Source organism: Anaerolineae bacterium, assembly GCA_013178165.1.
Lineage (GTDB): Bacteria > Chloroflexota > Anaerolineae > Aggregatilineales > Ch27 > Ch27.
In genome coordinates this window covers 1-25905 of the sequence record JABLXG010000036.1, presented here as the reverse complement: position 1 = coordinate 25905, position 25905 = coordinate 1, and the positions used below count along the sequence as shown (strand labels likewise).

Sequence of the window (25905 nt, the reverse complement as noted above, 5' to 3'; positions counted from 1 at the left end):
GGGTTATCCGGCGGGAAAATGTGGGATAGGGCCACACCACATCGATGAAAGCGTTCAGCCTTCTCGCTTCAGGTCGGCGATTTTACCGCCGGTGATCTGCTGTAACTGCTCGTAGGTCACCGGGAAGATGGCATTTGGTGCGCCGGCAGCAGCGTAAAGCTGGGTGAAGCGCCCCAGCGAATCCTCGATGTAGATCGGCAGGTTGGGCGTGCGGTGGCCAACCGGCGGGACGCTGCCGGGCGCGTAGCCGAAGATGGCAATGCACTGTTCCGCGGTGGCAATCCTGACCTTTTTGCGGGAAGTGTTGTAGAGCGCGGCCAGCTTGCGGTCATCAATGCGCTGGTCTCCCGCTGCCAGGACGACAACCGGCTGGCCATCCACCATGAAACACAGACTCTTGACAATGGTACCGAGCGCCGTCCCGATGGCGTCGGCGGCCTCCTGAGAGGTTGCGGTGGACTGCTCAAACAGGCGAATCTTCAGCCCCAGGCCAAAGCGATCCAGCGCCGCCTGGACATGCTCCGGCGTGAATAGCTCCATACTGCTCCTCGCTTGTGTCCTAACCAGGGGGCTTTACTGAAACAGGGTCAGCCCCATTGCGCCGGGTCCAGTATGCACACCAACCGCTGAAGACGCAATCACCTTCATGATGAAAGCCGGATTCCAGCGTTCTTTGAGCGCAGCCTCGTAGGCGTCGGCGTCCTGCGGTGTGTCGCCATAGAGGATGGCCACGTGCAGCGGGCGATGGGGATCTACCCAGCTGTTGAAAAGTTCCAGCATCCTGGTCAGGGCGGCATTGCGGGTGCGCACGGCCTCCAGCGCCTCCAGCCGTCCATTGTTGACATACAGAATCGGCTTCATCTGTAGCAGTACGCCGATCCAGCGCCGGGCGGCACTGACACGCCCGCTGCGGTGCAGGAATTCCAGTGTATCAATGGTCAGGATAGCCCGGGTCCGGCTGACGTATTCGCGTGCCTGCTGGACGATCTGCTCGACCGGTGCTCCACTGTCACGCAGGTCGGCAATGGCCAGGGCCAACAGGCCCAGCGCGCCGGAAGTTGTCCGTGAGTCGACCAGATGAACCGGAAAGTCAACCAGCCTGGCGGCCTGTTCGGCAGAATTGTAGGTGCCGCTGATGGCAGCGGAGATGGTCACGGCAAGCACAGCGCTGGCGTCAGTGGCATCGCGGGCGCGCTGGAACAGGTCGGCGAATTCCTCCGGAGCGGGCTGAGATGTAGTCGGGTGGTGGGGATCGGTCGTCAGCCGCCGGTAAAACTCTTCCCGGCTGATGTCGACGCCGTCCAGTAAGTCCTGGCCGCCCCACAGGATGTGCAACGGGGCAACAAAGATCTGGCGCTCGGCGGCAAGGGCAGCGGGGATATCAGATGTGCTATCGGTCACAATGGCAATCTTCGGTTTCATGAGCGGATTCCAGAATCCTTTTACTGACGCTATCCCTGGGCTGGCAGGCAGGTAAGCCTGAATAAATGGACGTTATGTAGATATATTGTACATATTACGTCCAAATATTGCAAATATTCTATCTACTCTACTTTCAAATCTCGCTGTGGCTCAGGCGCCCCGGCTACACTTGCAGGATAGCGAAGCCCAGCGAGCCTGGGCCGGTGTGAACTCCGACGGGTGCACAGACTGTGTTAGTGACCAGCTGGATTGGATTCCAGCGGGAGCGAATCCTCTCCACGAACTCCTGCATTTCCTGGAAGGAGTTGCCATGGAGCACGCCAACGCGCAGCGGCTTGGTGCGATCGGCCACTTCTTCGAAGATCTGGAACAATCGCTCAATCTGGCGATGGCGCGTGCGCACCTGTTCCAGCAGGGTGATACCGCCATCCTGAACGTGCAGGATCGGCTTGATCTGAAGTGCTGCCCCCAGCAGACGCTTGAGGTTGCTCACCCGTCCGCTGCGATAGAGATATTCAAGCGTGTTAAGCGCAAAGATCATCTTGGTGCGGTCGGCGAGCTCGCGGGCCAGCCGGACCGCCTCCTGTGGGCTGATGCCGTTGTCCCGTGCTTCGGCCAGGGCCAGCGCGGCGAGACCATGCGCCAGCGAACCGGTGCGGGTGTCGATAACGTGCACAGGAAAGTCCACCGCGCGGGCAGCCTGGCAGGCAGCGTTGTAAGTGCCGCTCAGCTTGGCGGACATCGTCATGACGATGACCGCTACAGCGCCTGTTGCCGCGCGAGCGCGCTCGAATGTTTCCGCGAATTCCGGCACTGTGGGCTGCGAAGTGGTTGGATGTGTGCGCGAAGTGACCAGACGCTCATAGAATTCGACAGGCGCAATATCCACGCCATCGCGCAAATCCTCGCCATCCCAGAAAATGTGCATGGGGGTGGTGAAGATCTGGCGTTCGGCGGCCAGGTCGCGGGGGATATCCGCTGTACTTTCGGTCACAATCGCAATTTGCGGGGGCACGTGATGACTCCTTCTCCTGTTCTGGTGGCCAGCCCGGCTGAGGATGCTGGCCTACCTGTTGCGCCGGGCTGGCCGGACGATACTCAACGTTGCAATAGGGCAAAACCCACGGCGCCGGGGCCGGTATGCACGCCGATCACCGCCCCGACCTGGGCTTTGATCAGCTGGGCGGGTTGCCAGCGGGCTGTGATTTCTGCCTCCAGCCAGTCGGCATCCGCCGGGGCCTGGCCATGCAGCAAGCCAACGTATAGCGTTTTGGTGGGATCGACGGTTTCCTCAAATAGCTCAACCAGCCGGCTCAGCGCGCGCTTGCGCGTCCGGATGCTCTCTTTGGCCTCAACCCTGCCGTTAGCGATCTGGAGCACGGGTTTGATGTTGAAGGCGGTGCCGATCAGACGCTTGGCGCCACCGATACGGCCACCCTTGTGCAGGTATTCCAGGGTGTCCAGCGTGAAGTAGATGTGCGTCCGGTTGGCCAGCGATCGGGCCAGGGCAGCAGCTTCCTGAAGGGAGGCACCCTGGTCGCGGGCATCGGCCACCTGCAGCAAAGGCATGGCAGTGCCCAGCGTTACCGAGCGCAGGTCGACGACTTCTACCGGGAAGTCAACCATGTCGCGGGCCTGGATCGCTGAAGCATAGGTCCCGCTCAGATCGGCGGAGATCGTTGTGACCAACACCCCCTCAATATTGTTGTCTTCGGCATGGATCTTCCGGTACAGTTGGGCAAAATCGGCGGGGGTTGGCTGGGATGTTGTTGGCAGCACAGGGTCGATAGCCAGGCGACGATAGAACTGTTCCGGGGTGATATCGATGCCGTCACGCAAGCTATCCTGGCCCCAGATGATGTACAGTGGCGCCACGTGAATCTGCCGCTCGCGGGCAATGGCGGGTGGCAGATCAGAGGTGCTGTCGGTGATCAGGGCAAAGCGAGCCACGAAGTCCTCCTTCACAATAGTGTTTTATTCAAGTGCTAAAACACCTTCAGCAGCAAAGTGTTACTGCCACAGATAAAACAGGCCGGGCAAGAGACCTGTTTATCCTGCACCGGCCAGGATTACCACGGTTGGCTGCGCTGATATACGGTTGGCGATCACTGCACGATCATGATACCCAGTACGCCAGGCCCGGCGTGGACACCGATCGATGCGCCGATCCAGCTCTGGAGCAGGCGTTCTGGCTTATAGAGCTGTTCCAACGCGCTGGCGACCTCAGCTGCTTCCTCTGGCACTGCGCCATGGACGACGCCAAGCTGAACTGGCTTGCCGGGTGCGATCCGTTCACCCGTCAACTCGATCAGTCGCTGTAGGGCGCGTTTGCGGGTGCGCACGTTTTCCAGTGGTTCAACATGCCCGTCCTGGATGGTCAGGATCGGCTTGATGTTAAGGGCCGTGCCCAGGAGATGCCTGGCCCCGCCGATGCGCCCGCCACGGCGCAGGAATTCCAGGGTGCCGGGGGTGAAGATGGCATGGCTGTTGGCGGCGGTAGCTCTGGCCAGAGCGACGGCTTCCTCCGGGCTGGCGCCAGCGTCACGCGCCTCGGCCACTTTAAGGACGGTCAGGCCCAGCGCCAGCGAGATAGTTCGGGTGTCGACCAGGTGGACGGGGAAATCGACCTCTTTCATGGCCTGTTCGACGGACGAGACGGTGCCGCTGACGTCTTTGGAGACGACCACGGCCACCACCGATTCCGCGCCGGTCTCTTTGATGGCACGCTTAAAGAGATCGACGGTATCGGAAGGTACGGGGCGTGAGGTGGTAGGCATGACGGTAGTCGTCGCCAGCCGCTGAAAGAATTCAGCGCTGGTGATATCGATGCCTTCGCGCAGGCTTTCCCGGCCCCAGACGATAATCTGCGGAATCATATAGATGTTGTGTTGCCGGACAAGTTCGGTAGGCAGGTCAGCAGTGGTATCGGTAACCAGGGCAAATCGCGGCGTCACAGGCAGCTCCTTCCCTGAAGGTGATAGGACTCACGGCGCAGGGCAATCAGAGAACGAAAACGCGCGGAGCGTGACTCCGCAGCAGGCGGTTTGACCAGAGTATAGGGTACAAAGATGCAGTTTGGCAACGGCATCTCAGGCCCGGACCGTTTCTGCGCGCACCTGGCTGTAGAGCAGACGGACATTGGCGCGGTGGAGGGCCTGGACAGCGCCGTTGAGGGCAATGCGGCTTTTGCCGCAGCTTTCAATATCGATCTTCTCTAGGTATTTTTCAGGGCTTTTACGGTCCAGCGCCTTTTCCACCTGTTGCCTGATCCGCCTGAGGTATTCCAGGTCTGAATCCAGTTTGGCTTCCACTTCGCCGCGCAGTACAACCTCGCCGTGCCCCTGGACAACACACTCAAACCCCTTGCCGCGCAGGGCCTCCAGCGACCTGATGAAGTCAGCGTAGCTGCCGTCTACAAAGTATGGGATGGGCATGATCGTATCCGCTGCAAAGAGGATACGGTCTTCGCGCACGTAGGCTACCACCGAATCCGGGCTGTGGCCGGGGGAATGCCACAGTTCAACCGTCTTATTGCCCAGGTGAACGGCCAGCGTGCCAGTCTTGAAGACCATTGCAGGTAGCACGATGCGGGCATCAGTAAACTCGGAGCTGCTCCGCCTGGCTTCTTCCATGCTCCTGCGCCCGCGGGTATCCAGCAGGTCGCGGCACAGGGCATGGCCAACGACCAGCGCATCCTCAAAGAGGTAGGTGCCGAAGGTGTGATCGGCGTGGTAATGGGTGTTGATGACCGTACGTACCGGGCAGTTGAGACGCTTTTCCAGGAAGTTCTTGATCTGGAGTGTTTCTTCGGGGTAGGCCAGTGTGTCGATGAGAATGGCGCCCTCAGGAGTCACGATGGCGCCAGCGGTAACCTGGGCATACAGCTCGCTGGTGAACACATAGATGTCATCGGCTACACGTTCACGCTGCATGGCTCTGGGCGATCACTGTGACAAGGCAACACGTACCGGTTACAGAGGGGAAGATCCAGCCAGTGGGCAGAGTATAGACAGCACGCAGAGGGGTGTCAAGATTTGTGATAGTTTTCACAAATAAGAAGGCAGAGGGTGGGAAAGTCAACACCAAAGCCCTCCGCAGCAGGAGGGCTTTGGTATTCGCTGCAGCGGTGTGCCGCGACGATCAGAGGATGAACGATGCGATAATCAGCGCGGCGAATAGCGCCAGCGCCAGGGCGCCCATATTGCGCAGGTCGGTCAACACGTAGGCGTACTCGGCGGCGAGATCTTCGACCGTGGTCTTGCGGACTTCGGCGACCGGCGCTTTGCCGCTGCGGGCGGGGGTGCTTTCCAGGCGCGGAGCAGGGGGGACATAGAGCTGCCCGTTGGCTTCGCGTCGGGCGCGCTCCAGAGATTCCTGAGCAATATTCGTACGACGGGGTGCTTTCTTGCGGGCCATAGGTTCTCCTTTGGCTGTGGTTATCGGGCAGCGAAGGGCGCTAGCCCTGCTGCAAATCGGCGAAGACGACGATACGCTGGTTATCCACCTGATACGGATAGCAGGAGATCAGGGTCGCCGTTGGTTCACGGGTGGGGTCCATGACGTGCACGGCGTACGGTGATACGATTTGCGTCTCCCGCACGACATAGGTGTAACTGCGCGTCAGAGTATAGACAGTGATCTGGTCGCCGGGCGAAAGCCGATCCAGGTGGCGGAAGATTTCGCTGTAGATGTCGTTGTGGGCGGAAAGGACCATATTGCCTGGCTGGCCTGGCAGGCCAGTATTGGGCTGGTGGCCAACGCCGCGCTTGAGCGCTTCCCAGTCCGTGCCGCTGACGATCGGAGCGTCAACACCGATGGCCGGAATCTGGATGCGCACCGGGCTTTCCGGGCCGGGTGTCGGGATCACAATCGGCGCGGCCAGTTGCTGCTGGACGATCGGGCGCAGGTGGGCGGGGATTTCGTTCAGGTTGAACTGCGCGCCTCCGGCGGCGGTGGGCGGTGTATGGCCGCTGGGCAGCACGATGCGATTGAGGCTGATCTCCGGCGTGACAGTCGGAGTCGGCAGGCTGGCGAACGCCGCCGCCTGAGCCTGGGCCTGAACCGCAGCTGTTTCCTCCTGCAGAGTCTGGAGGGCTTGGAACAACTCCACGCCGATGATCAGCAGGCCGATGACCGCCAGAACCTCGACCAGCAGCAGCAGTCGATTCCAGATCGTTTTCTGTAGCGAACTGGTAACCGGCGCCTGGCTGGCCGGTGAAATCCAGGCAGGCTCTTCCTCGAAGCGAGGAAGGCCATCCGCCGCGGCATCGGTGTATGCTGCCGCAATGTTAGCCGGTGATAGGGTATCGGCGCCGCCAGGGTCTGGCGCAGTCGGGCGAACCCGGGCCGGTGTGGCTGTCTCCGGCAACCTGGCTTCAGACGGTGTGCCGCCGGACAGCGATTCACGGTCTGGCAGGGCGCGGCGCCCTTCCAGACCCAGACGGCGCAGACGCTCCAGCCGCGCCTCGCGCTTGCGAATCGCCAGGATGCGTTCCAGTTCCTCGATTGAGAGTTCGTCCACAGGGCGCTTGTCACGCATCGTCAGCCGATCCTTTGGACTCTCTTGGCAGCGACGGCAAACACTTCCCGCTGGAAGAACCAGCGGAACGGCGGGATGTGAAACAGCAAGCGGCGCAGCTGGCCCACTGGATCGCGCCCCCATCGCTGGGGTGGGCTATCCAGCCAGACATGAGCATCGAAGTTTGCCTGTTGCAGGACCCGCCGCAGGCTGAACAAACTCTGCTCGTTGACATGTACGTGGGCGTTAACGCCCACCAGGAATTCCCGTGGGTTGGCCGGGTAACGGCTGCCCTGACCCATCAGTGTGCGCACCACGCGGACGACCGGGTAGGCGTAACGATCATACCAGGCGTTAGGCGCGGTATGCACGATGAATCGCCCATCGGCTTTGAGCACGCGATGCACTTCCCGAAGGGCTTCCTGTAGTTCCCAGGGGTACAGATGCTCGACCACATCAAACATCAGCACGCGGTCAAAGGTAGCGTCTGGGAAGGGCAGGTGGCGGGCATTGGCCTGGCTGACGCCGATCCTGCCGCTGGTGCTGGCGCTGCGGCGGATCACACTGGCGCTCATATCCACGGCGACCGGTGCGTAGTCGATGCCGTAGGCGTGTGCGCCGAGTTCGGCGCAGTGGCGCAGGATTTCGCCGCGTCCGCAGCCGACATCTAACACCAGCATGCCGGGGCGGATTGCCGCCAGCTCAAAAGCCGCCTTCAAGCGCCGCGAGAGCTGCTCACCTTCGCTCCGGTTAAACTCGTCGTAGCCTTCGCAGGCCGTGCGGAAATACTCCTCGGTGTATAGCTCAGGCGCTACAGTAGGGCGATTATGTTCGGGCAACCGTGGTTCTCCCGCAGGACGTGTTCAAGCCGGTGTTCAACGGGCGATTATACAGAGGAGGAGGGGGGCTGTCCAACATCGATATCAGTGATTTCCGGCAGTGGGGCGACGCCTGAAAGCAGAGGCCGGGGGTAGACAGGCGGCACGGGTGGGCGCTGCCGCCGCAGGTCAAGTCTGGCTGCTAGGCGGTGCTTGCTCTCCACTGCCCGGCGCCCGCTTGCCTGAGGTCTTTGCTTGCAGCGGAACCCTGACCGTACCGCGATCTTGTTCGCGGGCGGCTACTGGTATAATGGGGGCAGCGGGGAATGCGCAACATGGATATGGATTACACAGCGCTGCGCGAGCGGATGGTAGCAGAACAACTGGAAGCGCGGGATATCGTCGATTCCCGCGTTCTGGAAGCCATGCGCAAGGTGCCGCGCCACCTGTTTGTGCCGCCGGAACTACAACACCTGGCGTACCACGATGGCCCCCTGCCGATCGGCCATGACCAGACCATCTCCCAGCCGTATATCGTGGCCCTGATGACGCAGAGCCTGCAACTCAAAGGAGATGAGACGGTCCTGGAGGTAGGCACGGGTTCGGGTTACCAGACCGCCGTGCTCTGCGAGCTATGCAAGCAGGTCTACAGCCTGGAACGCGATCGCTTTCTGGCCAGCCGCGCCGCTACCCGGCTGACCGACCTCGGGTACACCAACGTGGAGGTCTATGTCGGCGATGGCAGCCAGGGGCTGGCGGACATGGCCCCGTTTGACGCTATCCTTGTGTCGGCGGCGGCGCCATCCATACCTGGCCCGTTGCGCACGCAGCTCGCTGAGGGTGGCCGGCTGGTGCTGCCGGTGGGCGATCGCACCAGCCAGATGCTGGTGCGCGTCCGGCGGGAAGGCGAATCGTGGCGTATTGAGGACCTGGCCCCGGTGATGTTTGTGCTGCTCTATGGCCGCTATGGTTTCCGTAAGGAACGCTAGCGCCGGGCGGAATGGCCTGAGACCACTGGCTGGCCAGAACCGGGTGGCGGCGCGAATCCGGTTCCTGCCTCTGGTCCCTTCCTTCACCTGCCGCTTTGCTCACAGAATCCCCTGCTGACTTCTCCTGTGCCCCGGCGTGGCCCGGCGCTTAACCGGCGGCACGCGGCTTCAGCGGGGAGCCGGAATCGGTCAGGTGTTCGCCGCCGTCGACGTTCAGCACCACCCCGTTGAGGAAGTCCTCCCGCGCCAGGTAGACTACCGCCCGCCCGACATCTTCCGGTGTGCCGTTGCGCTGAAGGGGCACCCGCGCGGCTACCTGCGCCCAGCTTTCATCGGTGCGGCCTGGCTCTTTGAGCACGGGGCCAGGGGCGATGGCATTGGTGCGGATGGCGGGGGCCAGCCGGCGGGCCAGCAGCCGGGTCAGCATCAGCACGCCGGCTTTGCTGACGCTATGATGGGGGAAGTCCGGCCAGGGCTGGAGAGCGCTGTTATCGATGATGTTGATGATCACACCGCCGGGCGGGTCCTGAGCCAGCATCAGGCGCGCCGCCTGCTGACTGCATAGGAATGGGCCGGTCAGATTGACGGCCAGGACGCGCTGCCATTCCTCATAGCTCAGCTCCAGGAAATCCGTTTTCTTGAACATACCCGCGCTGTTAACGAGGATGTCCAGCCGCCCGAACGCTTCCCGAATAGCGTCAAACAGAGCGCTCACCTGCGCTGGGTCAGCCTGATCGGCACGAAAGCTGATCGCCTGCACACCCAGGCTCTTGATCTCGCGGACGGTCTCCCGCGCTTCAGCTTCGGCGCCGCTGTAATGCACCACCAGATGCACACCCTCAGCGGCCAGAGCCATGGCGATCGCTTTGCCCACGCGGTGGGCCGAACCGGTAACCAGGGCGACCCTATCCTGCAGCGACTGTTGCATAGCTTCCTACCTCCGGGTAATCGTATACGCTGACCGAGATCATCATACCTGTGATGCGGCGGGGCGGGAAATTTGCGTCTGCCCGACGCGGCGAACGGCAGCAGGCGGGAGACCGCCCCGGCCATGGCAGACCGGGGCGGCTACCTACTCAGGATTCGGATGCCGGAGTTGCCGCAGGGGCGTCCAGCGTGACGGTTACCTCTACCAGATCCAGATCGCGCAGCAAACGGATGGACATTTCCGCCCCTAACGCTTTGCCGCTCAGGACACGATGCAGATCGTCCAGACCTTCGATGACCTGGCCATCAGCCTCGATCAGGATGTCGCCGGCCCGGATCCCGGCTTTAGCAGCCGGGTAGCCGGGGCGCACTTCGTGGATGTATACACCGTGAGTTTGCCCCAGCTGGTGATGCCGGATCAGCCCGCCGTATAGCCGCTGGCGTTCTCCGGCGATGCCCAGTAGCGGCCGCCGGATCTCGCCGAAGCGAATCAGATCGTCCACCAGCGGGCGGGCGCTGACGCTGCTGATCGCCAGGTTGATGCCCTGCGCTTCCACCAGGCTGGCGGTGTTGATGCCGACCACCTGCCCGGCGCTGTTGACCAGCGGCCCGCCGCTCATGCCGGGGTTGAAGATTGTATCGGTCTGGATCAGGTCATCCAGCAGCCTGCCGGAAGGGCCGCGTAACTGCCGCCCCAAGGCGCTCACGATGCCGCTGGTGGCCACCACACAGTCGCCATCCGGATTGCCGAGGGCCAGCACCATGCTGCCCACCTGCAGGGCGGTCGAATCGCCCCACCGCGCAGCCGCAAGGTTCTCACCTCTGACGCGGATCACCGCCAGATCAACGTCAGCGTCGGCGCCGATGACTTCGCCGCGTGTTGACGTCCCATCGTGGTGGTGGACGATCACCTGACGGGCGTCGCGGACGACATGGAAGTTCGTCACTGCCAGCCCATCCTCCGCGCTGATCACGAACCCGGAACCGAAAGCCGTCCGGGCACGACCTGGCGGCCAGTCACGCCCGCGCCCACCCCGCGTCGCTTCCACGCGCAGGACGGCCGGCGCTACTGCCGCCACCACCGCCTGGATCGCCCGGCTATGGGCGTCCAGCACTGCCTGGGCCGATTCAAGATCGGTCATGGTAATGTACTCCTTGAACCTCTACGGTCGATTCCCGCGGCTGCAACGCACTCCCTGCCCAGGCTGCTCCTGCGGCAGGAGTCTCTTCAGCCCGCGGTAAACCCACTATAGACCGGAAGGCTATTAGCAGACAATAAGGCTCCGTTTTTCTGTCAGATTTCTAATCAGCGGTTGGATTGCGCCGGGGCAGGGCGGGCTGTGCTAGAATAGCGGGCGCGTATCGATCCAGGAGTCGGGGTTATGCAGCACAGGATCATGGAGGCAGCCGCGATCATTGGTCGCAGCCAGCGACTGGTCGTCCTGACAGGGGCGGGCATCAGCAAGGAAAGCGGCGTGCCGACCTTCCGGGATAAGGACGATGGCCTGTGGCACAGGTACGATCCAGCTGAACTGGCGACGCCGGAAGCGTTCCAGCGCGATCCCAGGCTGGTGTGGGAGTGGTACGCCTACCGGCGCGAGATAGTGCGGAAGGCGGCGCCGAATCCAGGACATTATGCCCTGGCTGAACTGGAGGACCTGTTGCCGCATGTGGTGCTAATCACCCAGAATGTGGACGATCTGCACCAGCGGGCAGGCAGCAGCGATGTCATCCCTCTGCACGGTGCAATCATGGGCAGCCGGTGTACTGCCAGTTGCCGGGGAGTGCCGACGGCTTTCAGCGGTGATGCGCCGGTCGAGGATGGCCTGCCGCGTTGTCCTTACTGTGGCGCGCTGGCGCGGCCTGATGTCGTCTGGTTTGGCGAAAATCTGCCCGCCGAGGCGCTGTTGCGGGCGATGATCGTGACGCAGGAGGCAGATGTCATGCTGGTTGTGGGGACATCCGGCGTGGTGCAGCCGGTCGCCGCGTTGCCCTCGCTGGCCTTCCGCGCCGGGGCAACCCTGATCGAGATCAACCCTGCGGCCAGCGCGATCACCTCGCTGGCCGCGCTGTGGCTTGATGGCCCTGCCGGGGAGATTCTCCCGCAGCTGGTGGCGATCATCCGGGCCAGGCGAGGGGGACAGGGGCAATGATCAGGCGCGGGATCGTCTGGCTGGCGGCGGCGGTGCTGATGGCTGTGGGTGGGCTGGCGCTGGCCCAGCCGGATAGCGGCCTGACTGAAGTCTATGTCATGCGCATGCCTCCCGGCGCACCCGCCGGTATGGCCCGGTTGTTTTTTGTTGATGCCCTGACTGCCCAGACTGTCACCGTGGATGTCAGCGGCGATCGCTTTGCGATCGTCGGCGGGTATGTACTGTACGAAGACCCGGTCACCAGGACGATCTACCGCGCCTGGCCGGATGGCCGTATCGAATCGCACCCTTTCATTCAACCGGCCCCGGAGACGCGCCGGATTGACTGGGTCGTTTCGGCGGATCGCCAGTGGATCGCCTGGACGCTGGCCAACCAAACGGACGGTGGGCTGCAGACGATCACCACACTGGCCCGCGCTGATGGCACCCAGCCGCGGGTTATCCTGACCGATGGGCCGGATACCTTTATGCGGGTAGCACCGGTGGCGCTGGTCGCCGACCGGCTTTTCTTCTTTGACCGCCAGCCGCAGAGCGTGGGCGATTTTTTCTTCTACCGCCAGTATGCGGCTCTGCACCGGCTGAATCTAGCTGATCCCGGCGCGGGGCCGGAACTCTTGCCCTTTGAGCCGAATTGCTTTTGCGGTGGGGCGGTTTCCGCCAATGGTCAGTATTTTGCCCGCCTGGAACAGGTCAGTTCCGCCGGGGGGTATGATGTACGGGTATGGGACCTGGCGGCGGGGGTTGATGTGTTTACCCGGTCGCTCAATGTCAACTATCAGGCGGCAGGGGCGGTGCTGGTGGCGGACGATGGCCGCCGGGCGGTCTATAGCCTGGCCAGCAACCTGAGCATCGATAGCGCAACCAGCGGGCGGGAGCGGTTTATGCTGGCGCTGGTCGATACAGTGCGGGGTGAACAGCGCCAGTTGATCTACAATCCACTGCTGGTGCCGTTGCTGCCCCTGGCCTGGACTGAAGATGGCAGCGGTGTGCTGCTGACCAACCCCCGCCAGGACGGCACCTGGAAGATCGCGTTGGATACGGGCGAGGTGCGCCAGGTAGCGGCGGCGACGTGGCTGGGCAGGATCAGCGACGAAACGACACTTTGATGTGGTGATACGCTTGTGCCGGTGGACACCAGGGGGATTGCCAGATGGCTGAAGGGTTCCGGTATGCGGTGGTCGGGGCCGGGCGGCAGGGCACAGCCGCCGCCTATGATATGGTCATGCGCGGTGGAGCAAAGAGCGTCCTGCTGGCTGACGTGGATGCGGGGACAGCCCGCCGGGCCGCGGAGCGGATCAACCGCCTGACCGGGCGCGATGTTGCCCGCGCGGCGCAGATCGACGTGCGGGATTACGATGCGCTAGTCGAACTGCTGACGCCGGTTGACGTGTATCTGTGCGCGGTCCCGTACCGTTTCATTCTCGGATGCACCCAGGCGGCGATTCAGGCCCGAACGAGCATGGTCGACCTGGGCGGCCATACCGAGACGGTGCTCAGGCAGCTGGCGCTCGACGCCGAGGCCCGTTCAGCCGGGGTGAGCATCGTGCCGGATTGCGGGATGGGGCCGGGCCTGAACAACACGCTGGGCCTCTACACCGTGGAGCAACTGGAAGCGCGGGGCGCGGTTCCCCGCGAGGTGCGCATCTGGGATGGCGGCCTGCCGGTAAACCCGCCGCCGCCCTGGGGCTACCAGGCGTCCTTTCACATCAACGGCCTGACCAACGAATACAGCGGGCAGGCCGTCTTCCTGCGCGATGGCAAGATCACGCTGGTGGACACCTTCACCGAGCTGGAAATGCTGGAATTCGACGGCCTTGGCCAGCTGGAAGCGTTTGTGGCCTCCGGCGGTACGTCGACCGTACCCTATACTTACGAGGGCCGGCTGCAGGTCTACGAGAACAAAATCTGCCGCTATCCAGGCCATTATGCCCAGTTCAAAGCCTTCAAGGACCTTGGCCTGTTCAGTGAGGAGCCGATCGAGGTCGGGCCTGACCGGATGCGCGTGATCCCCCGCGAGTTCTATCATACCCTGCTGGCGCCCCAGATCGAGGTTGAACAGGTGATCGATATCTGCGTCATGCGGGCGCGGGGCACCGGCGCGCTGGATGGACGCGACATCTCGCTGGTCGTCGATCTCGTTGACGGCTACGACCCGGCGACCGGCTTCAACGGCATGGAACGGCTGACCGGCTGGCATGCAGCGATCATGGCCGAGTTCATCGCCCGTGGCGAAGTGCAGCCCGGCGTCTGGCCGATGGAGAAGGCGGTGACCTCGACGCGCTTCATGGAGAAAATCCGCGAGCGCGGCTTCAGGGTCACCGAGCGCTGGGAGCCATGAGCAGCCCGGTGGCGCTTCCCGCCCCAGGCTGGCTCATTCAGGCCATGCGGTTGATACATGTGCCGCTCGTGCCAACGCTGACGGGCTACCCCTGGAAGGGTGGCCGGGAAAGATACTTGAACCCGCTATCCGGGAAGACGGTCACAATCGTGGCTGCCTTTTCCTGGGCTGCCAGGCTTTCCGCCACCCGTAGCGCACCAACCATCGCCGCCCCACTGCTCACGCCGACGAGCAGCCCTTCCTCCCGCGCCAGGCGCAATACCATCGCGTGGGCGTCCTCAGTGCGGATGGGCAGGTTGCGGTCGGCCAGGCTGGCGTCATAGATGCCCGGCTTGATGGCCGAAGGCATATGCTTCATACCCTCCAGGCCGTGGAAGGGGGCATCCGGCTGGAGCGAGATCGCCATGAGGCGCGGGTTCAGCTCCTTCAGGCGGCGGGTTACCCCGGTGAAGGTGCCGCTCGTGCCCATCACGGCCACGAAGTGCGTGATCTGCCCGCCGGTTTGCTCCCAGATTTCAGGGCCGGTGCCGTGATAGTGGGCCAGCCAGTTGGCCGGGTTATCGTATTGCGCCGCATAGAAGTAGCGTTCCGGCTGGCGCGCCAGTAAAGCTTTGGCGGCCAGCATCGCGCCATCCGTCCCTTCTTCAGCGGGTGTGAGAACAACCTCCGCGCCATAAGCGCGCAGAATCTGGATGCGCTCCGGGCTGGCGTTTTCCGGCATGAAGAGCTTGACCGGGTAGCCGCGCGCTGCGCCGAACATAGCCAGGGCGATGCCGGTGTTGCCGCTGGTGCTTTCCAGGATGATCTTGCCGGGGTAGAGCTGCCCGTCGGCTTCAGCCTGGAGGATGATGTTGAGCGCGGCGCGGTCTTTAATACTGCCGCCAGGGTTGTACCATTCCGCTTTGGCGTAGATGGCGATCGTTTCTGGCAGGTGACGGGTGATTCGCTGGAAGCCAATCAGGGGCGTGTTCCCGACCAGTTGCTCCAGTGAACGGGCTTCCGGGCGGACGGTGATGCGTGGGTCATATACTTGAACGGTCATGATCATCCCTGTGATGAAAACAAAAGTCCAACGGACAAAACAAAAGAGCGGTCGCGTTCCCAGTACACGCCGGATTGCTGGCGATGGGCGCAACTCCACCGCCGCGGGGACGCTGCCACTCTCTCAGCCGTTGGCCTCAGTTTTCACCTGCGGGATGACCTGGTCTGAAGAGGTGGCTAGCGGCCCCGCCTCAGACACAAGCAGGTCAATTGTGCATACATGGCAATTTCTCCAATGAACATCTGCAAAAACTATACTGTCTTTGTCGCCAAAAGTCAATGAGCAGGGCTAGAAAAACAGTCGCAGGCACTGGCAGGTCATATAGAAAACACGTTAGAAATCGGCGGCGGGTGTGACGATCTTTCCCTGTCCTGCATCGAACAACCCCAGGAAGTAGTGTCGATATCCCGGATGGAGTGAGAAACTATGGTCAGCTTCAATCTACCGCTGGGCGGCAAAGATGCCAGCGACCAGAACAGAGACTACGATGTGATCATCATCGGCGGCGGCCCGGCGGGGGCCTCTGCCGCAATCTATACTGCCCGCGCCAAATACCGCACCCTGGTGATCGATAAAGGGCTTACCGCGGGCGCGCTGGGTCTGACCCACAAGATCGCCAACTATCCTGGTGTGGCGGGCGAGGTGAGCGGTGCCCAGTTGCTACAGACCATGCGCGATCAGGCGCGCGCCTTTGGCGCGGAGTTCGTGCAGGATAAGGTGCTGTCGGTTGATCTGCGCAGCGATCCCAAGGTGATCTTTGCCGGGGAGGGCACGTACACTGCCCGCGCTGTGGTGCTGGCAACCGGTTCGATGGGCCGGGCCAAAGGCGTCAAAGGTGAGGAGGAATTCCTGGGCCGGGGTGTGAGCTACTGCGCCACCTGTGACGCGGCTTTCTTCCAGGGCAAGGATGTGGTCGTGGCCGGGAACAATGACGAAGCCGTGGAAGAAGCGCTACATCTGGCCAAGTTCGCCCGCCGGGTTATCTTGCTGGTGCAGACGCCCGACCTCAAGGTGAGTGAGGAACTGCTCCGCGAGGTTGAGGCGACGCCGGCTATCGAGGTGCGTTACGCTACCCGCCTGCGCGAGATCATGGGCGATCGGGTGGTACACAGTGTGCGTATCGCACCGCGTGAAGGCGGGGAGGAAATCCTGCCGGTGGCGGGGGCATTCGTTTACCTGCAGGGCAGCAAGCCGATTACGGATTATCTCCAGGGCGAGCTGCAAAGCACCGAGACGGGCTGCCTGGTTGTCGATCAGCACTATCAGACCAGCGTGCCGGGTGTGTTTGCGGTGGGCGATCTGCTGTGCAATCACATCAAACAGGCGGTGGTCGCTGCGGCTGACGGCGTGATCGCTGCGATGGCAATTGACCGCCTGCTCAGTGGGCGGGGCGCGTTGCGCCCGGACTGGTCATAGCGCCTGGCGTGTACGGGCGCAGGCTGCCCGACCAGGGCGGTCTGCGCCTATAGACGGCCAATACGCGGCTGGGTGCGTTCCTCTTTGAAAGGATCGCCGTTGTTGTGGTAGCCAGCCCGTTCCCAGAAGCCTGGTTTATCTTCCGCGCTGAATTCCAGCCCGCGCAGCCACTTGGCGCTTTTCCAGAAATAGCGCCTGGGGACGACCAGCCGTAATGGACAGCCATGCTCCGGCGTCAGCGGCTGGCCGTCGTATTTCCAGGCCAGTAGGACGTCATCATCCAGCATGATCTCCAGCGGCAGGTTGGCGGTAAAGCCATACTCGGCGTGGGCGATGACGTACCGCGCGGTGGGTTTGAGGGTGAATAGTTGCAGAAAATCGCGGAAGCGCGGCCCCTCCCAGGTGGTATCGAACTTGCTCCAACCGGTCACACAGTGGATGTCAGCAGTGATGGTGACTGTCGGGAGCTGGATGAATTCCGCCCAGGTCCACTGTGTTTCCGCTTCGACTTCGCCAAAGACGCGCAGCGTCCAGGTGGCCGGGTCAAACGGCGGAATCGGGCCATAGTGTAGCACGGGGAACTTGCGGGTCAGCGCCTGGCCGGGCGGCAGGCGGCCGGCATCTTTCATGATCTGCTCGTCTTCGCGTCGGCTCATGGCATCGGTGGGCATGGCGAGTCCCTCACTGGCTGGGTCCGAATGTGGTGGCGAGTATACAATAGGCCCTCTCAGGCTGCCAGAGTCGAGGGATTCATGACTGTGGCGCACCGCCTGGCTGCAGCTACAATCGGCGGCGCCGGTTGTAACGCAGGATATCGGGCGGCTGCGCGGCGTGGGGCATAACCGCATCTGCGGGAGCGCTGCAACCGGCTTGCTGGGGTATGAGGTCAGCGCCGCCAGACCGGCTGCTGTTAGAAAACGGCGATGATGAAGATGATCACGATGAGCACACAGGCGCCGGTCTCGGTCAGCAGGGTCAGCAGATAGGCTTTGAGGGCAATCTGGCTGGAATGAATCGCTTTGCTGGCTTCGCCCAGGCGTAACAATTCGATCACCAGCGTGCCGCCGACTACCCCGGCCAGCGTCCCCAGCACGGGGACGGGGATGAGGAGGGTGCCCGCCAGTCCGCCGATCAGCCCGCCCAGGATGGCGGCCCGGCTTCCACCCTGGGCCTTCATCCCGGCGGCCTGCATCCACCAGCCAGCGGTTGAGCCGAGGATCATCAGAAGGGTCATCAGTACTGCGGCAAGAGGAGACACCTGCTCAAAGCGGGTCAGGGTGGCATAGAACATGCCGATTGCCCAGACTAGGGCCGGGCCGGGGATGACCGGCAGCAGCGATGCTGCCGTCGCCAGCAGCATCAGGATCAGGATGACGATCGGGAAGAGAGCGTCAGTCATGCTTCAACCTGTCGGTGACAACAGCCGTACCACAAGAGTCTACGCTGGCTGCGCCGCAAAGTTGTGTGCCGGGGTGAAGGCGCCAGGGCAGGCCAGGTGGCGTACACTGGATAGGTCGGGATGAGCAGGCGATCGCGCTCGCTTGACAGGCGGGCCAAGCGGGTGTAAGCAGGGAGTACAGGGCACAGTGGCAAATAGGTATGGCCTGCCACCATAGACGGTTGAGACAAACCATGTGGATTCTGCGTCTGAGTGAACAACAGGGTCAGGAACTTGCCTCTGTGTTGATCGATTTCTTCACCTATGAGGTGCTGGAGACGGTGATCGAGCAACTGGAGGATAACCTGTTTCCAGATGTCCGGCTGGAACTGTGCGGCGCTGGCTCGATGGAGGTTGGTGCAACACGCAGCCAGCGGGTCACAGTCTCCTACCTGCCGGACAATATGCGCGAGCCGCCGCTATACCTCATCGATCCCGCCATCCCGGCCAACCCGGCGGTGACCGTGCCGATCAGTGTACATCCTGAACCGCTGGAGATCGCGCTATACAAGACCGTGACCAGAGACGTGGCGCTCCGGGCGTTGCTGGACTTCTTCTTTACTGGCGAGATCCCCCGCGATCTGCTGTGGAAGAGCTACTGGGAGGATAGAGAATCGCCGGATGCCGGTGACGAAACCGGCGCTAACCCGGATTTGCCGGGCAGCACTTAGGCTATCCCCGTCAGATCGCACAAGCAGGGCGCCCCGGTGAGCAGCCGGGGCGTTCTTGTGCGATCAGGATGGTAAGCCCGCCGGTTTGCCTAATGTTCGCCAAGGTAGGCCCGGCGCACCATTTCGTTTTGCTGGAGGGCTTTGGCTGAATCCGATAGCATGATCTGGCCGGTCTGCAGAACATATCCCCGACTGGCGATCGCCAGCGCCATGTGCGCGTTCTGTTCCACCAGCAAGATGGTCGTGCGCTGCTCGCGGTTCAGGTGGGTGATGATGTTGAAGATCTCCCGTACAAGCAGCGGGGCCAGCCCCATGCTTGGTTCGTCCAGCAACAGAATACGCGGATGCCCCATCAGGGCGCGGCCAATAGCCAGCATTTGCTGTTCGCCGCCGGAGAGCGTACCGCCGAGTTGTTTTTCCCGTTCCTTGAGCCGTGGAAACGTGTGAAAGACGAACTCCATATCTCTGGCGACGCCAGAGGCATCCGTTCGGGCATAGGCGCCCATTTCCAGGTTCTCGCGGACGGTCAGGCGGGTGAAGATTTTGCGGCCCTCAGGGGCCTGGCCAACGCCCATAGCGACGATCTCATGGGAGCGTTTGCGGGTGATGTCCGTCCCGTCCAGTGTGATTGCGCCGCGCGCAGCAGGGGTGATGCCGCAAATGGTGTTGAGGGTGGTGGTCTTGCCTGCGCCGTTGCCGCCGATCAGGGTGACGATCTCGCCTTCCTCAACGGCCAGCGAAATGCCTTTGAGGGCGTGAATCTTGCCGTAATAGGTGTGAACCTCATTGAGTTCCAGCAGCGTCATGGTGTTATCCTGTGTGTTCTGGCGGCGGGGACGGTTGCCCCATCCGTTGGCTCCAAACGCGCGTCTCAGACGGCAATCTCGTCGTCATCCATAGCTGTGCCCAGGTAGGCGGCAATCACGTGCGGGTCGGCTTGCACCTGAGCTGGCGTGCCTTCGCTGATCTTGCGGCCGTAATCCAGCACACTGACCTGATCGGAGATGCTCATCACCACATTCATGTCATGCTCAATCAGGAAGATGGTCAGGCCGCGTTCATCGCGCAGGCGACGGATAAAGATCATCAACTCCTCCGTTTCCTGCGGATTCATCCCTGCTGTTGGTTCGTCCAGCAGCAGAAGCTGCGGTTCACTGGCCAGCGCCCGACCGATCTCCAGACGACGTTGCAGGCCATAGGGCAGGTTGGCTGCCTGCACATCGCCCTGGCCAGCCAACCCCATGAAGTTGAGCAACTGGTGGGCTTGCGCCAGGGCCCGCTTCTCTTCATGGCGGGTGAGCGGGTCGTGCAGGATGGCGCCTACCGGGCCGGACTTCAGGTGCGGATGCATGCCGACCAGCAGATTTTCCAGTACGGTCAGCGCCCCGAACAGGCGGATGTTCTGGTAGGTGCGGGCAACGCCCGCTTTGACGATCTGATCAGGGCGCAGGCCGGTGATCGGCTTCCCCTGGAAGAGGATGGCGCCTTCCTCAGGGGTGTAGAAGCCAGTGACGCAATTAAAGAGCGTGGTCTTGCCCGCGCCATTCGGGCCGATCAGGCTGGCGATGGTTTCCCGCCTGATCTGCAAGTCTACCCGCGAGACGGCCGTCAGGCCGCCAAAGCGTTTGGTAACCCCGCGTGTTTCAAGAATGATTTCCTGGTTGGCGGCCATCGATCAGGCTCCTTCTTCCGCGGCGGCCCGCTGCGCTTCTTCTTCCAGGCGGGCCGGGGTTGGCGGGATGATGCCCTCCGGACGCAGCAGCATCATGATGACCAGCAGCGCGCCGAACATCAGCAGCCGGTAATCCTGAAATTCGCGCAGGGCTTCCGGCAGGCCAAAGATCACCAGCGCGCCGATCATCACGCCGGGGATGTTGCCCATGCCGCCGATGATGATCAGGCTCAGCACATTGATTGAAACCAGCAGCGTGAAGCTGTTGGGGAAGATGGACTTGATATAGGCCCCGAAGATCGCGCCGCCGATGCCGGAGAATGCCGCGCCAATCGAGAACGCCAGCAGCTTTGTCCGGACAAGGTTGACGCCCACCGCCTGCGCGACTGCTTCATCTTCCTTCATGGCACGCCAGGCCCGGCCCAGCCGCGAGTGCGCCAGACGATAGGAGACAAAAGCGGTAATCAGCACGCCTCCCAGGATGAGGTAATAAATCTCGTGCGGCTGGGAGAGCGCGATCGGCCTGGCGAACGCCTGTCCCAGCGATTTAAGGATCGGCAGGTCAGTGTTGACAAGAGTCTGGGCCAGGCCGGTGAGATCAATCACCGGCGAGGGGATGGCAATGATGCCCTGTGCGCCGCCGAAGTACGGCTTGCCCAGGTCAGACAGGGCGATCAGGCGGATGATCTCCCCGAAACCCAGAGTCACAATTGCCAGGTAGTCCCCGCGCAGGCGCAGCACCGGGATGCCCAGCAGCACACCGGCCAGCCCGCTGGCCAGGACAGCTATCGGCCAGGCGGTCCAGAAGGTCAGCGTATGACACCAGGCGGCCTGCTCCCTGGCATTGAAACTGCGAGCCGGCCACTGATCATCCCGGGGCCGGAAGGGTGGACTGGCGGCAAACCTGCCGTCGTTCAAGTAAGGCTGCAAGGCGGCCTGGCTTTCCACCACCGCCACGACTTCACCTGCCTGCAGGGCGTTGACGGCTTCATCGAGGGTGTCAAAGGTGACCAGGGTTGGGCGCGGCAACGCCGTCGCTGCATAAGCGGCTCGCGTGCCACTCACTACCCCTACCGGTTGGCCTTGCAGGAAGGTGAAGCCGGTATCCTGTACGGTGGCCTGCTGGGTGATGACAACATTATCGGCGGGCACCGGACAGGTAATGACGTTGGGCGTGGTCAGGATGCCGACGGTATAAGCCCCGATGGTGAAGAAGGCCACATAACCCAGGTCAAGCAACCCAGCAAAGCCGACAACGATGTTCAACCCCAGGCCCATCATTACATACAGGCCGATCAGATCGACCACGTTGTTGATGTAGCCGCTGAGCAGATGGGGGATAACCAGAGCGAACAGCAGGCCAACCAGGCCAATGGTGAGCCGGCTGGTGCGCTTCTCAGCGCGGTTGAGCGCTGCATACACGGACTCAGCCTGCCCGGCAGTTCGCTCTGCTAGCGCCTGGCTGGCGGCAATCACCAGGCTGATCAGCAGGGCGGCGGGGAGGGTGATCCGCCCGAAGCTGGAGAGGATGCCCAGCATCAGCAATGCCGCGACAATGGTTACGCCGACCCGGTGAATGCCGCGGGAGGTTGAACTCAGTGCCGCGCCTGCCGCTCCCAGAGTCGCGCCGACTACAGCGAACAGCGCCAGCGTCAGCGCCAGGCTGCGCCCTACAAAGAAGAACCCCAAGATCGCCGGGGATGGCGTCCCCAGGACGGGAGGTAACCTGCTCTCGTTGGCGCCCAGCGCGCTAAACGCCAGCGCCAGCCCCAGCCCAAGCACCGCGCCAATTCCGATGGGCAGCAGCAGACGGGCTTCCAGCCGGCGTTGATGCCGCCACACGGCACTAGCATACCCCGCTGCCACCAGCAGAGTGATCCACAGGGCGTCCACCAGGGCAAAGATGCGATTGATCTGATCCTGCAGCACGCCCAGCACCAGCACCAGCATAATCGTGGTGATCCCGATGCGCCGGACCCGCACTGGCAGGATCGGGACCAGGCTGCCCAGCGCGCCCAGCAGCGCTGCTGCCAGCGCCAGCAGGATATAGCCCGCCAACGCCGACTCCTGGGTAAAAGTCAGCTTTTGCAGCAACGCATCGGTTACATTGGGAAAGATGGTTTCCATACCGATGCCGGTGGCGGCTTGATTCAACTGGGTGGCTAGCAGCACCGCCGATACCAGGATGGCAACGGCAATGACAGCCGCCAGCGTACCGTTGGCCAGCAGATCACCCCACCGGCGGCTTCCTGTCCGGGAAGCTGCCAGGACACCCGCACCAAGGAAGAGGCCGTACAGGATGGTGTCGCCCAGGGTCAGGACGTCAGTAATGATGTAACGTCCGGCCAGCGCCGTTACCATCCCGATCATGGCCAGAAAAGTGGCGCCAATCCCAACATACAAGCCACTGCGGAGGGAGTTGCGTGATAGGGTCATGATTGCGTCTTATGCCTTCTTTTCGGTCAGGACTTCGCCGAGGATGCCGCTTGGCCGGAAGATCAGGACCAGCACCAGCATGCCAAACGCGATCACGTCTTTGAGCTGGGTGGGCAGGCCGAGCAATGAAGGCGCTACCGACTCGATGATCCCCAGGAAGAACCCACCCAGCGCCGCGCCAGGGATGTTGCCGATGCCGCCCAGCACAGCGGCAGTGAACGCCTTCAGGCCGGGCAAAAAGCCCATCATGAACGTCACCTGCCGGTTATAAAGGGCGAACAAGATACCCGCCGCGCCGGCCAGCGCCGCCCCCAGCACAAAGGTTGAGACGATCACGCTGTCGACATTGATACCCATCAGAGCGGCGGTAGATTTGTCCTCGGCCACAGCGCGCATGGCCTTGCCGGTTTTGGTACGCTGCACAAAGAACCACAGCCCCCACATTAGCAGGATAGCCGCCAGGAACACCAGCAGGTAGATAGGCCGGAAGAGCACTTCGACGCCGAAGATCTGCAGCGGGTAGCGTCCGCTGATGACATCCAGACCTTTGCAGACCTCAACGGCGTCGACAACTTCGCACTCCAGATGGAAGACGCCGGGCAACACATAAGCACTAACGTTAGGGTAGACCTTGGGGCTGGAGCCGAACAGGCCGGCGAACGCCCGCTGCAAAAAGATGCTGGCGCCGATGGCAGTGATCAGGGGGACCAGGCGCGGCGCCCGGCGCAGCGGGCGGTAGGCAATGCGCTCCAGGGTGATGGCTACCATGACAGATGTCAGAATGGAGACCACGAAGACGATAAACAGCGAGATGAAAGGGTGCGCTAGCAGAAAGCCTGTTTTATCCAAAGCATCTATGACAAAAAAGCCAATATAGGTACCGGCCATAAAAACTTCGCCATGCGCGAAGTTAATCATAAAGAGGATGCCGTACACCAGGGTATACCCCAGCGCAACCAGGGCGTAGATGCTGCCCTGCGCCAGCCCGAAGATCAACTGGCGGACGAACGTTTCCAGGGTGTATTGACCGGCCAGGATGGTGGCCAGCGCCTGGTAAACAATGGCGGCGATCATGATCAGCCCGACCACAGTCATCGGGCTGCGGACGATACTGAATAGTTCAGTGACACGAGCGCCAAATTCGGTTCTGGTTTGCACGCGAGTCTGTGATGCCATGTGCCACTCCCATCCGGGTTGCAAAGCCGTTGTGTTGTGGTTGTGCTGCAAAAAGAAGGGCAGAGGAGATCATACTCTCCTCTGCCCAAATTGCATAGCATGTTACTCCGTAGCCACGCCCTGGGAGACCCACTTACCATCGACGACCTTATAGACATCGATGACAGCGCCACCGCACTCTCCCATTTCGTCGCAGGAGAGGGTACCGGTGAGGCCGGGGAAGTCCTTGGTAGCGCGGATGGCCTGGGCGAGGGCGAGGCGGTCGATGACGAGGTTTCCATCGGCGTCGAGCTGGCCGACCTTTTCGATGGCGGCGAGGATGACGTTGACGGCGTCATAGGCCTGGCCATGGAAGGGGGCGATGGGGGCTTCGCCGTAGGTTTCCTCGTACTTGGCGCGGAAGGCGTCGAAGGCGGCGGAGCTGACGGGGATGGGGGCGGAGGCGAAGACGCCTTCAGCGGCCTGGCCAGCGAGGGCGATGAACTCAGGGGCGTAGATGCCGTCCGCGCCCATGAAGTAGACGTCCTCGAGGCCGACATCGGCGCGTTGTTCGGCGAGGCGGGCGCCTTCGGCGACGAAGCCAACGAAGTAGATCAGTTCGGGGTCGGCGGCGGCGATGTTTTCGAGGACAGCGCGGAAGTCTGTTTCGCCGACGTTGATGGCCTGAGCGGCGACGATCTCGCCACCGAGGGCGAGGAAAGCGTCGCCGGTGGCATTGACGAGGCCTTCGCCGTAGGGGGAGCCGTCATGGATGGTGGCGATACGGCGGACGCCGAGGGTGTTGTAGATGAAGTCTGCAGCGACGGGGCCCTGGATGGCGTCGGTGGAGACAGTACGGTTGAAGGCCAGGGAGCCGTCAGCCAGGGTGGGGGCGGTGCAGGAGGGGCTGACCATGGTCAGGCCAGCGGCCTCGTAGACGCTCTTGGCGGCGATGCAGGAGGAGGAGCACATGTGGCCGACGACGGCGACGATATCCTCGTTGGAGGAGAAGCGGTTGGCGACGGTCTGGCCGCCTTCGCCGGAGCACAGTTCATCCTGGGGGTCGAGGGTGACGGGGAACTCGACGCCGCCGACGGTGACGGTGGGCTTGTCGGCCAGGGCCAGCTGAGCGCCGCGCAGTTCGTCGACGCCAAGCGGCTCGATACCGTCACCAGATAGACCGGCGGCAAAGCCGAGCAGGACCGACTCGCCGGGGGCGACGACCACCAGCGGGCCGCCCGCTGCCGCTTCAGCCTCTTCCTCCGCCGGAGCTTCCTCTTCCGCTGGGGCTTCGCCAAGGGTCACGCCGGTCTGCAGTTCGCCGCTGGTCAGTTGCTCAGCGATGGTCGCCAGCTCTTCCTTGACCGCGTCCGGCACCACATCGGCAAAGTCATGGAAGTCCGCCAGTCCCACCGGGCCGTAGAAGTTGCCCGTCGGCGGGTTGCCTGCCACATACTGATTGACAATCTCCTCAATGCCGACCGGGATCAGCTTCATCGCGCTGGAGACCAGGCAGGCGTGTGCTTCCGGCAGCGTCTCCCACTGGTCGGTATCCACCCCGATGCAATACAGCGGCTTCTCCGCCGTCGTCCGGTTGGCTACCTCGGTCAGACCGCCGTTGCCGGTCTTCCCGCCCGCCGAGAAGATCACGTCCGCGCCCTGGTCAATCGCCTGGGCCGCTGTCGTCGCACCCCACTCCGGGTCGGTGAAGGCCACATCCAGCCCGCCCGGATGGAAGGTCGTGATCACGTTGATGTCCGGGTTGGTCGCCTTCGCCCCGGCTTCAAAGCCACGGGCGAACAGCACCACCGGTGGCACCAGGTCAGTGCCATACACCCCGGCGACCGTCCCGCTCTGGCTCAGCCGCGCCGCCAGCACACCCGCCAGGTACCCGGCCTGATCTTCGTGGA

General features: G+C 62.6%; 25 protein-coding genes. 6 read left to right on the top strand and 19 right to left on the bottom strand.

The features are described from left to right. Window positions 1-54: 54 nt before the first annotated feature. From HPY64_16090 to HPY64_16050, 9 genes are all read right to left on the bottom strand, one after another. A complete protein-coding gene (locus tag HPY64_16090) occupies window positions 55-540 on the bottom strand; it encodes a YbaK/EbsC family protein (GenBank protein NPV68658.1) in 486 nt (161 codons plus the stop codon). Between the two features lie 33 nt (window positions 541-573). Beyond that, a complete protein-coding gene (locus tag HPY64_16085; protein NPV68657.1) occupies window positions 574-1422 on the bottom strand; it encodes a DegV family protein in 849 nt (282 codons plus the stop codon). Between the two features lie 163 nt (window positions 1423-1585). After that, on the bottom strand, window positions 1586-2437 hold the full coding sequence (locus HPY64_16080) for a DegV family protein (GenBank protein ID NPV68656.1): 852 nt from the start codon (window positions 2435-2437) through the stop codon (window positions 1586-1588). Window positions 2438-2520: 83 nt separating this feature from the next. Next, window positions 2521-3372, bottom strand: coding sequence for a DegV family protein (locus HPY64_16075; GenBank protein NPV68655.1), 852 nt, complete (start codon window positions 3370-3372; stop codon window positions 2521-2523). Window positions 3373-3527: 155 nt separating this feature from the next. Continuing rightward, on the bottom strand, window positions 3528-4376 hold the full coding sequence (locus HPY64_16070) for a DegV family protein (protein ID NPV68654.1): 849 nt from the start codon (window positions 4374-4376) through the stop codon (window positions 3528-3530). 135 nt (window positions 4377-4511) lie between these two features. Next, complete coding sequence (locus HPY64_16065) at window positions 4512-5354, bottom strand: MBL fold metallo-hydrolase (GenBank protein ID NPV68653.1); 843 nt, start codon at window positions 5352-5354, stop codon at window positions 4512-4514. Between the two features lie 208 nt (window positions 5355-5562). Continuing rightward, entirely contained in the window at window positions 5563-5838 is a 276-nt protein-coding gene (locus HPY64_16060; protein ID NPV68652.1) for a hypothetical protein, read from the bottom strand. A 40-nt stretch (window positions 5839-5878) separates the two neighbouring features. Then, window positions 5879-6961 (bottom strand): class D sortase, encoded by a 1083-nt coding sequence (locus HPY64_16055; protein NPV68651.1) that lies wholly within the window; start codon window positions 6959-6961, stop codon window positions 5879-5881. Between the two features lie 2 nt (window positions 6962-6963). Beyond that, complete coding sequence (locus tag HPY64_16050; protein NPV68650.1) at window positions 6964-7779, bottom strand: class I SAM-dependent methyltransferase; 816 nt, start codon at window positions 7777-7779, stop codon at window positions 6964-6966. Window positions 7780-8099: 320 nt separating this feature from the next. On the opposite strand from HPY64_16050, the gene HPY64_16045 reads away from it, so the two are divergent. Beyond that, window positions 8100-8747: a protein-L-isoaspartate(D-aspartate) O-methyltransferase gene (locus HPY64_16045; protein NPV68649.1), complete on the top strand. Its 648-nt coding sequence runs from the start codon at window positions 8100-8102 to the stop codon at window positions 8745-8747. A gap of 148 nt (window positions 8748-8895) precedes the next feature. Here the strand turns inward: HPY64_16045 and HPY64_16040 are convergent, their stop codons facing one another. Both HPY64_16040 and HPY64_16035 read right to left on the bottom strand, forming a co-directional pair. After that, window positions 8896-9675, bottom strand: coding sequence for an SDR family oxidoreductase (locus HPY64_16040; protein ID NPV68648.1), 780 nt, complete (start codon window positions 9673-9675; stop codon window positions 8896-8898). A 148-nt stretch (window positions 9676-9823) separates the two neighbouring features. After that, window positions 9824-10816, bottom strand: coding sequence for a PDZ domain-containing protein (locus HPY64_16035; GenBank protein ID NPV68647.1), 993 nt, complete (start codon window positions 10814-10816; stop codon window positions 9824-9826). A gap of 255 nt (window positions 10817-11071) precedes the next feature. Between HPY64_16035 and HPY64_16030 the strand changes: the two genes are divergently transcribed. The 3 genes from HPY64_16030 to HPY64_16020 are packed head-to-tail and all read left to right on the top strand — an operon-like array spanning window position 11072 to window position 14165. Beyond that, window positions 11072-11827: an NAD-dependent deacylase gene (locus HPY64_16030; GenBank protein NPV68646.1), complete on the top strand. Its 756-nt coding sequence runs from the start codon at window positions 11072-11074 to the stop codon at window positions 11825-11827. Continuing rightward, window positions 11824-12933: a hypothetical protein gene (locus tag HPY64_16025; protein NPV68645.1), complete on the top strand. Its 1110-nt coding sequence runs from the start codon at window positions 11824-11826 to the stop codon at window positions 12931-12933. Before HPY64_16030 ends, HPY64_16025 begins: the two co-directional genes overlap by 4 nt. A 44-nt stretch (window positions 12934-12977) precedes the next feature. Then, window positions 12978-14165 carry a hypothetical protein gene (locus tag HPY64_16020; protein NPV68644.1) on the top strand — a complete coding sequence of 396 codons (1188 nt, stop codon included), beginning with the start codon at window positions 12978-12980 and terminating at the stop codon, window positions 14163-14165. An 85-nt stretch (window positions 14166-14250) separates the two neighbouring features. Here HPY64_16020 and HPY64_16015 read toward each other — a convergent pair whose 3' ends face one another. Continuing rightward, entirely contained in the window at window positions 14251-15207 is a 957-nt protein-coding gene (locus HPY64_16015; GenBank protein NPV68643.1) for a PLP-dependent cysteine synthase family protein, read from the bottom strand. A 426-nt stretch (window positions 15208-15633) separates the two neighbouring features. Between HPY64_16015 and HPY64_16010 the strand changes: the two genes are divergently transcribed. Further along, a complete protein-coding gene (locus HPY64_16010) occupies window positions 15634-16623 on the top strand; it encodes an FAD-dependent oxidoreductase (protein ID NPV68642.1) in 990 nt (329 codons plus the stop codon). 47 nt (window positions 16624-16670) lie between these two features. Here HPY64_16010 and HPY64_16005 read toward each other — a convergent pair whose 3' ends face one another. Continuing rightward, the gene (locus HPY64_16005; protein ID NPV68641.1) at window positions 16671-17294 is read right to left on the bottom strand and encodes a sulfite oxidase-like oxidoreductase; all 624 of its coding nucleotides are present in this window, start codon (window positions 17292-17294) and stop codon (window positions 16671-16673) included. 239 nt (window positions 17295-17533) lie between these two features. Then, on the bottom strand, window positions 17534-18022 hold the full coding sequence (locus tag HPY64_16000; protein ID NPV68640.1) for a DUF456 domain-containing protein: 489 nt from the start codon (window positions 18020-18022) through the stop codon (window positions 17534-17536). A gap of 233 nt (window positions 18023-18255) precedes the next feature. Between HPY64_16000 and HPY64_15995 the strand changes: the two genes are divergently transcribed. Continuing rightward, window positions 18256-18732 (top strand): hypothetical protein, encoded by a 477-nt coding sequence (locus HPY64_15995; GenBank protein NPV68639.1) that lies wholly within the window; start codon window positions 18256-18258, stop codon window positions 18730-18732. Window positions 18733-18821: 89 nt separating this feature from the next. Here the strand turns inward: HPY64_15995 and HPY64_15990 are convergent, their stop codons facing one another. The 5 genes from HPY64_15990 to HPY64_15970 all read right to left on the bottom strand — a co-directional run. Beyond that, a complete protein-coding gene (locus HPY64_15990; protein NPV68638.1) occupies window positions 18822-19538 on the bottom strand; it encodes an ABC transporter ATP-binding protein in 717 nt (238 codons plus the stop codon). Between the two features lie 65 nt (window positions 19539-19603). Continuing rightward, a complete protein-coding gene (locus tag HPY64_15985) occupies window positions 19604-20404 on the bottom strand; it encodes an ABC transporter ATP-binding protein (GenBank protein NPV68637.1) in 801 nt (266 codons plus the stop codon). A 3-nt stretch (window positions 20405-20407) separates the two neighbouring features. Then, window positions 20408-22840 carry a transporter substrate-binding domain-containing protein gene (locus HPY64_15980; GenBank protein NPV68636.1) on the bottom strand — a complete coding sequence of 811 codons (2433 nt, stop codon included), beginning with the start codon at window positions 22838-22840 and terminating at the stop codon, window positions 20408-20410. Window positions 22841-22849: 9 nt separating this feature from the next. Further along, entirely contained in the window at window positions 22850-23935 is a 1086-nt protein-coding gene (locus HPY64_15975) for a branched-chain amino acid ABC transporter permease (protein NPV68635.1), read from the bottom strand. Between the two features lie 183 nt (window positions 23936-24118). After that, window positions 24119-25905, bottom strand: a 1787-nt coding sequence (locus tag HPY64_15970) for an ABC transporter substrate-binding protein (GenBank protein ID NPV68634.1), incomplete at its 5' end; no start/stop codon positions are given.

Coding starts and splice junctions, on each gene's coding strand:
- HPY64_16090 (NPV68658.1), bottom strand. CDS start 540: ATGGAGCTATTCACGCCGGAGCATGTCCAGGCGGCGCTGGATCGCTTT.
- HPY64_16085 (NPV68657.1), bottom strand. CDS start 1,422: ATGAAACCGAAGATTGCCATTGTGACCGATAGCACATCTGATATCCCC.
- HPY64_16065 (NPV68653.1), bottom strand. CDS start 5,354: ATGCAGCGTGAACGTGTAGCCGATGACATCTATGTGTTCACCAGCGAG.
- HPY64_16060 (NPV68652.1), bottom strand. CDS start 5,838: ATGGCCCGCAAGAAAGCACCCCGTCGTACGAATATTGCTCAGGAATCT.
- HPY64_16055 (NPV68651.1), bottom strand. CDS start 6,961: ATGCGTGACAAGCGCCCTGTGGACGAACTCTCAATCGAGGAACTGGAA.
- HPY64_16045 (NPV68649.1), top strand. CDS start 8,100: ATGGATTACACAGCGCTGCGCGAGCGGATGGTAGCAGAACAACTGGAA.
- HPY64_16040 (NPV68648.1), bottom strand. CDS start 9,675: ATGCAACAGTCGCTGCAGGATAGGGTCGCCCTGGTTACCGGTTCGGCC.
- HPY64_16035 (NPV68647.1), bottom strand. CDS start 10,816: ATGACCGATCTTGAATCGGCCCAGGCAGTGCTGGACGCCCATAGCCGG.
- HPY64_16030 (NPV68646.1), top strand. CDS start 11,072: ATGGAGGCAGCCGCGATCATTGGTCGCAGCCAGCGACTGGTCGTCCTG.
- HPY64_16025 (NPV68645.1), top strand. CDS start 11,824: ATGATCAGGCGCGGGATCGTCTGGCTGGCGGCGGCGGTGCTGATGGCT.
- HPY64_16020 (NPV68644.1), top strand. CDS start 12,978: ATGGCTGAAGGGTTCCGGTATGCGGTGGTCGGGGCCGGGCGGCAGGGC.
- HPY64_16015 (NPV68643.1), bottom strand. CDS start 15,207: ATGACCGTTCAAGTATATGACCCACGCATCACCGTCCGCCCGGAAGCC.
- HPY64_16010 (NPV68642.1), top strand. CDS start 15,634: ATGGTCAGCTTCAATCTACCGCTGGGCGGCAAAGATGCCAGCGACCAG.
- HPY64_16005 (NPV68641.1), bottom strand. CDS start 17,294: ATGCCCACCGATGCCATGAGCCGACGCGAAGACGAGCAGATCATGAAA.
- HPY64_16000 (NPV68640.1), bottom strand. CDS start 18,022: ATGACTGACGCTCTCTTCCCGATCGTCATCCTGATCCTGATGCTGCTG.
- HPY64_15995 (NPV68639.1), top strand. CDS start 18,256: ATGTGGATTCTGCGTCTGAGTGAACAACAGGGTCAGGAACTTGCCTCT.
- HPY64_15990 (NPV68638.1), bottom strand. CDS start 19,538: ATGACGCTGCTGGAACTCAATGAGGTTCACACCTATTACGGCAAGATT.
- HPY64_15985 (NPV68637.1), bottom strand. CDS start 20,404: ATGGCCGCCAACCAGGAAATCATTCTTGAAACACGCGGGGTTACCAAA.
- HPY64_15980 (NPV68636.1), bottom strand. CDS start 22,840: ATGACCCTATCACGCAACTCCCTCCGCAGTGGCTTGTATGTTGGGATT.
- HPY64_15975 (NPV68635.1), bottom strand. CDS start 23,935: ATGACTGTGGTCGGGCTGATCATGATCGCCGCCATTGTTTACCAGGCG.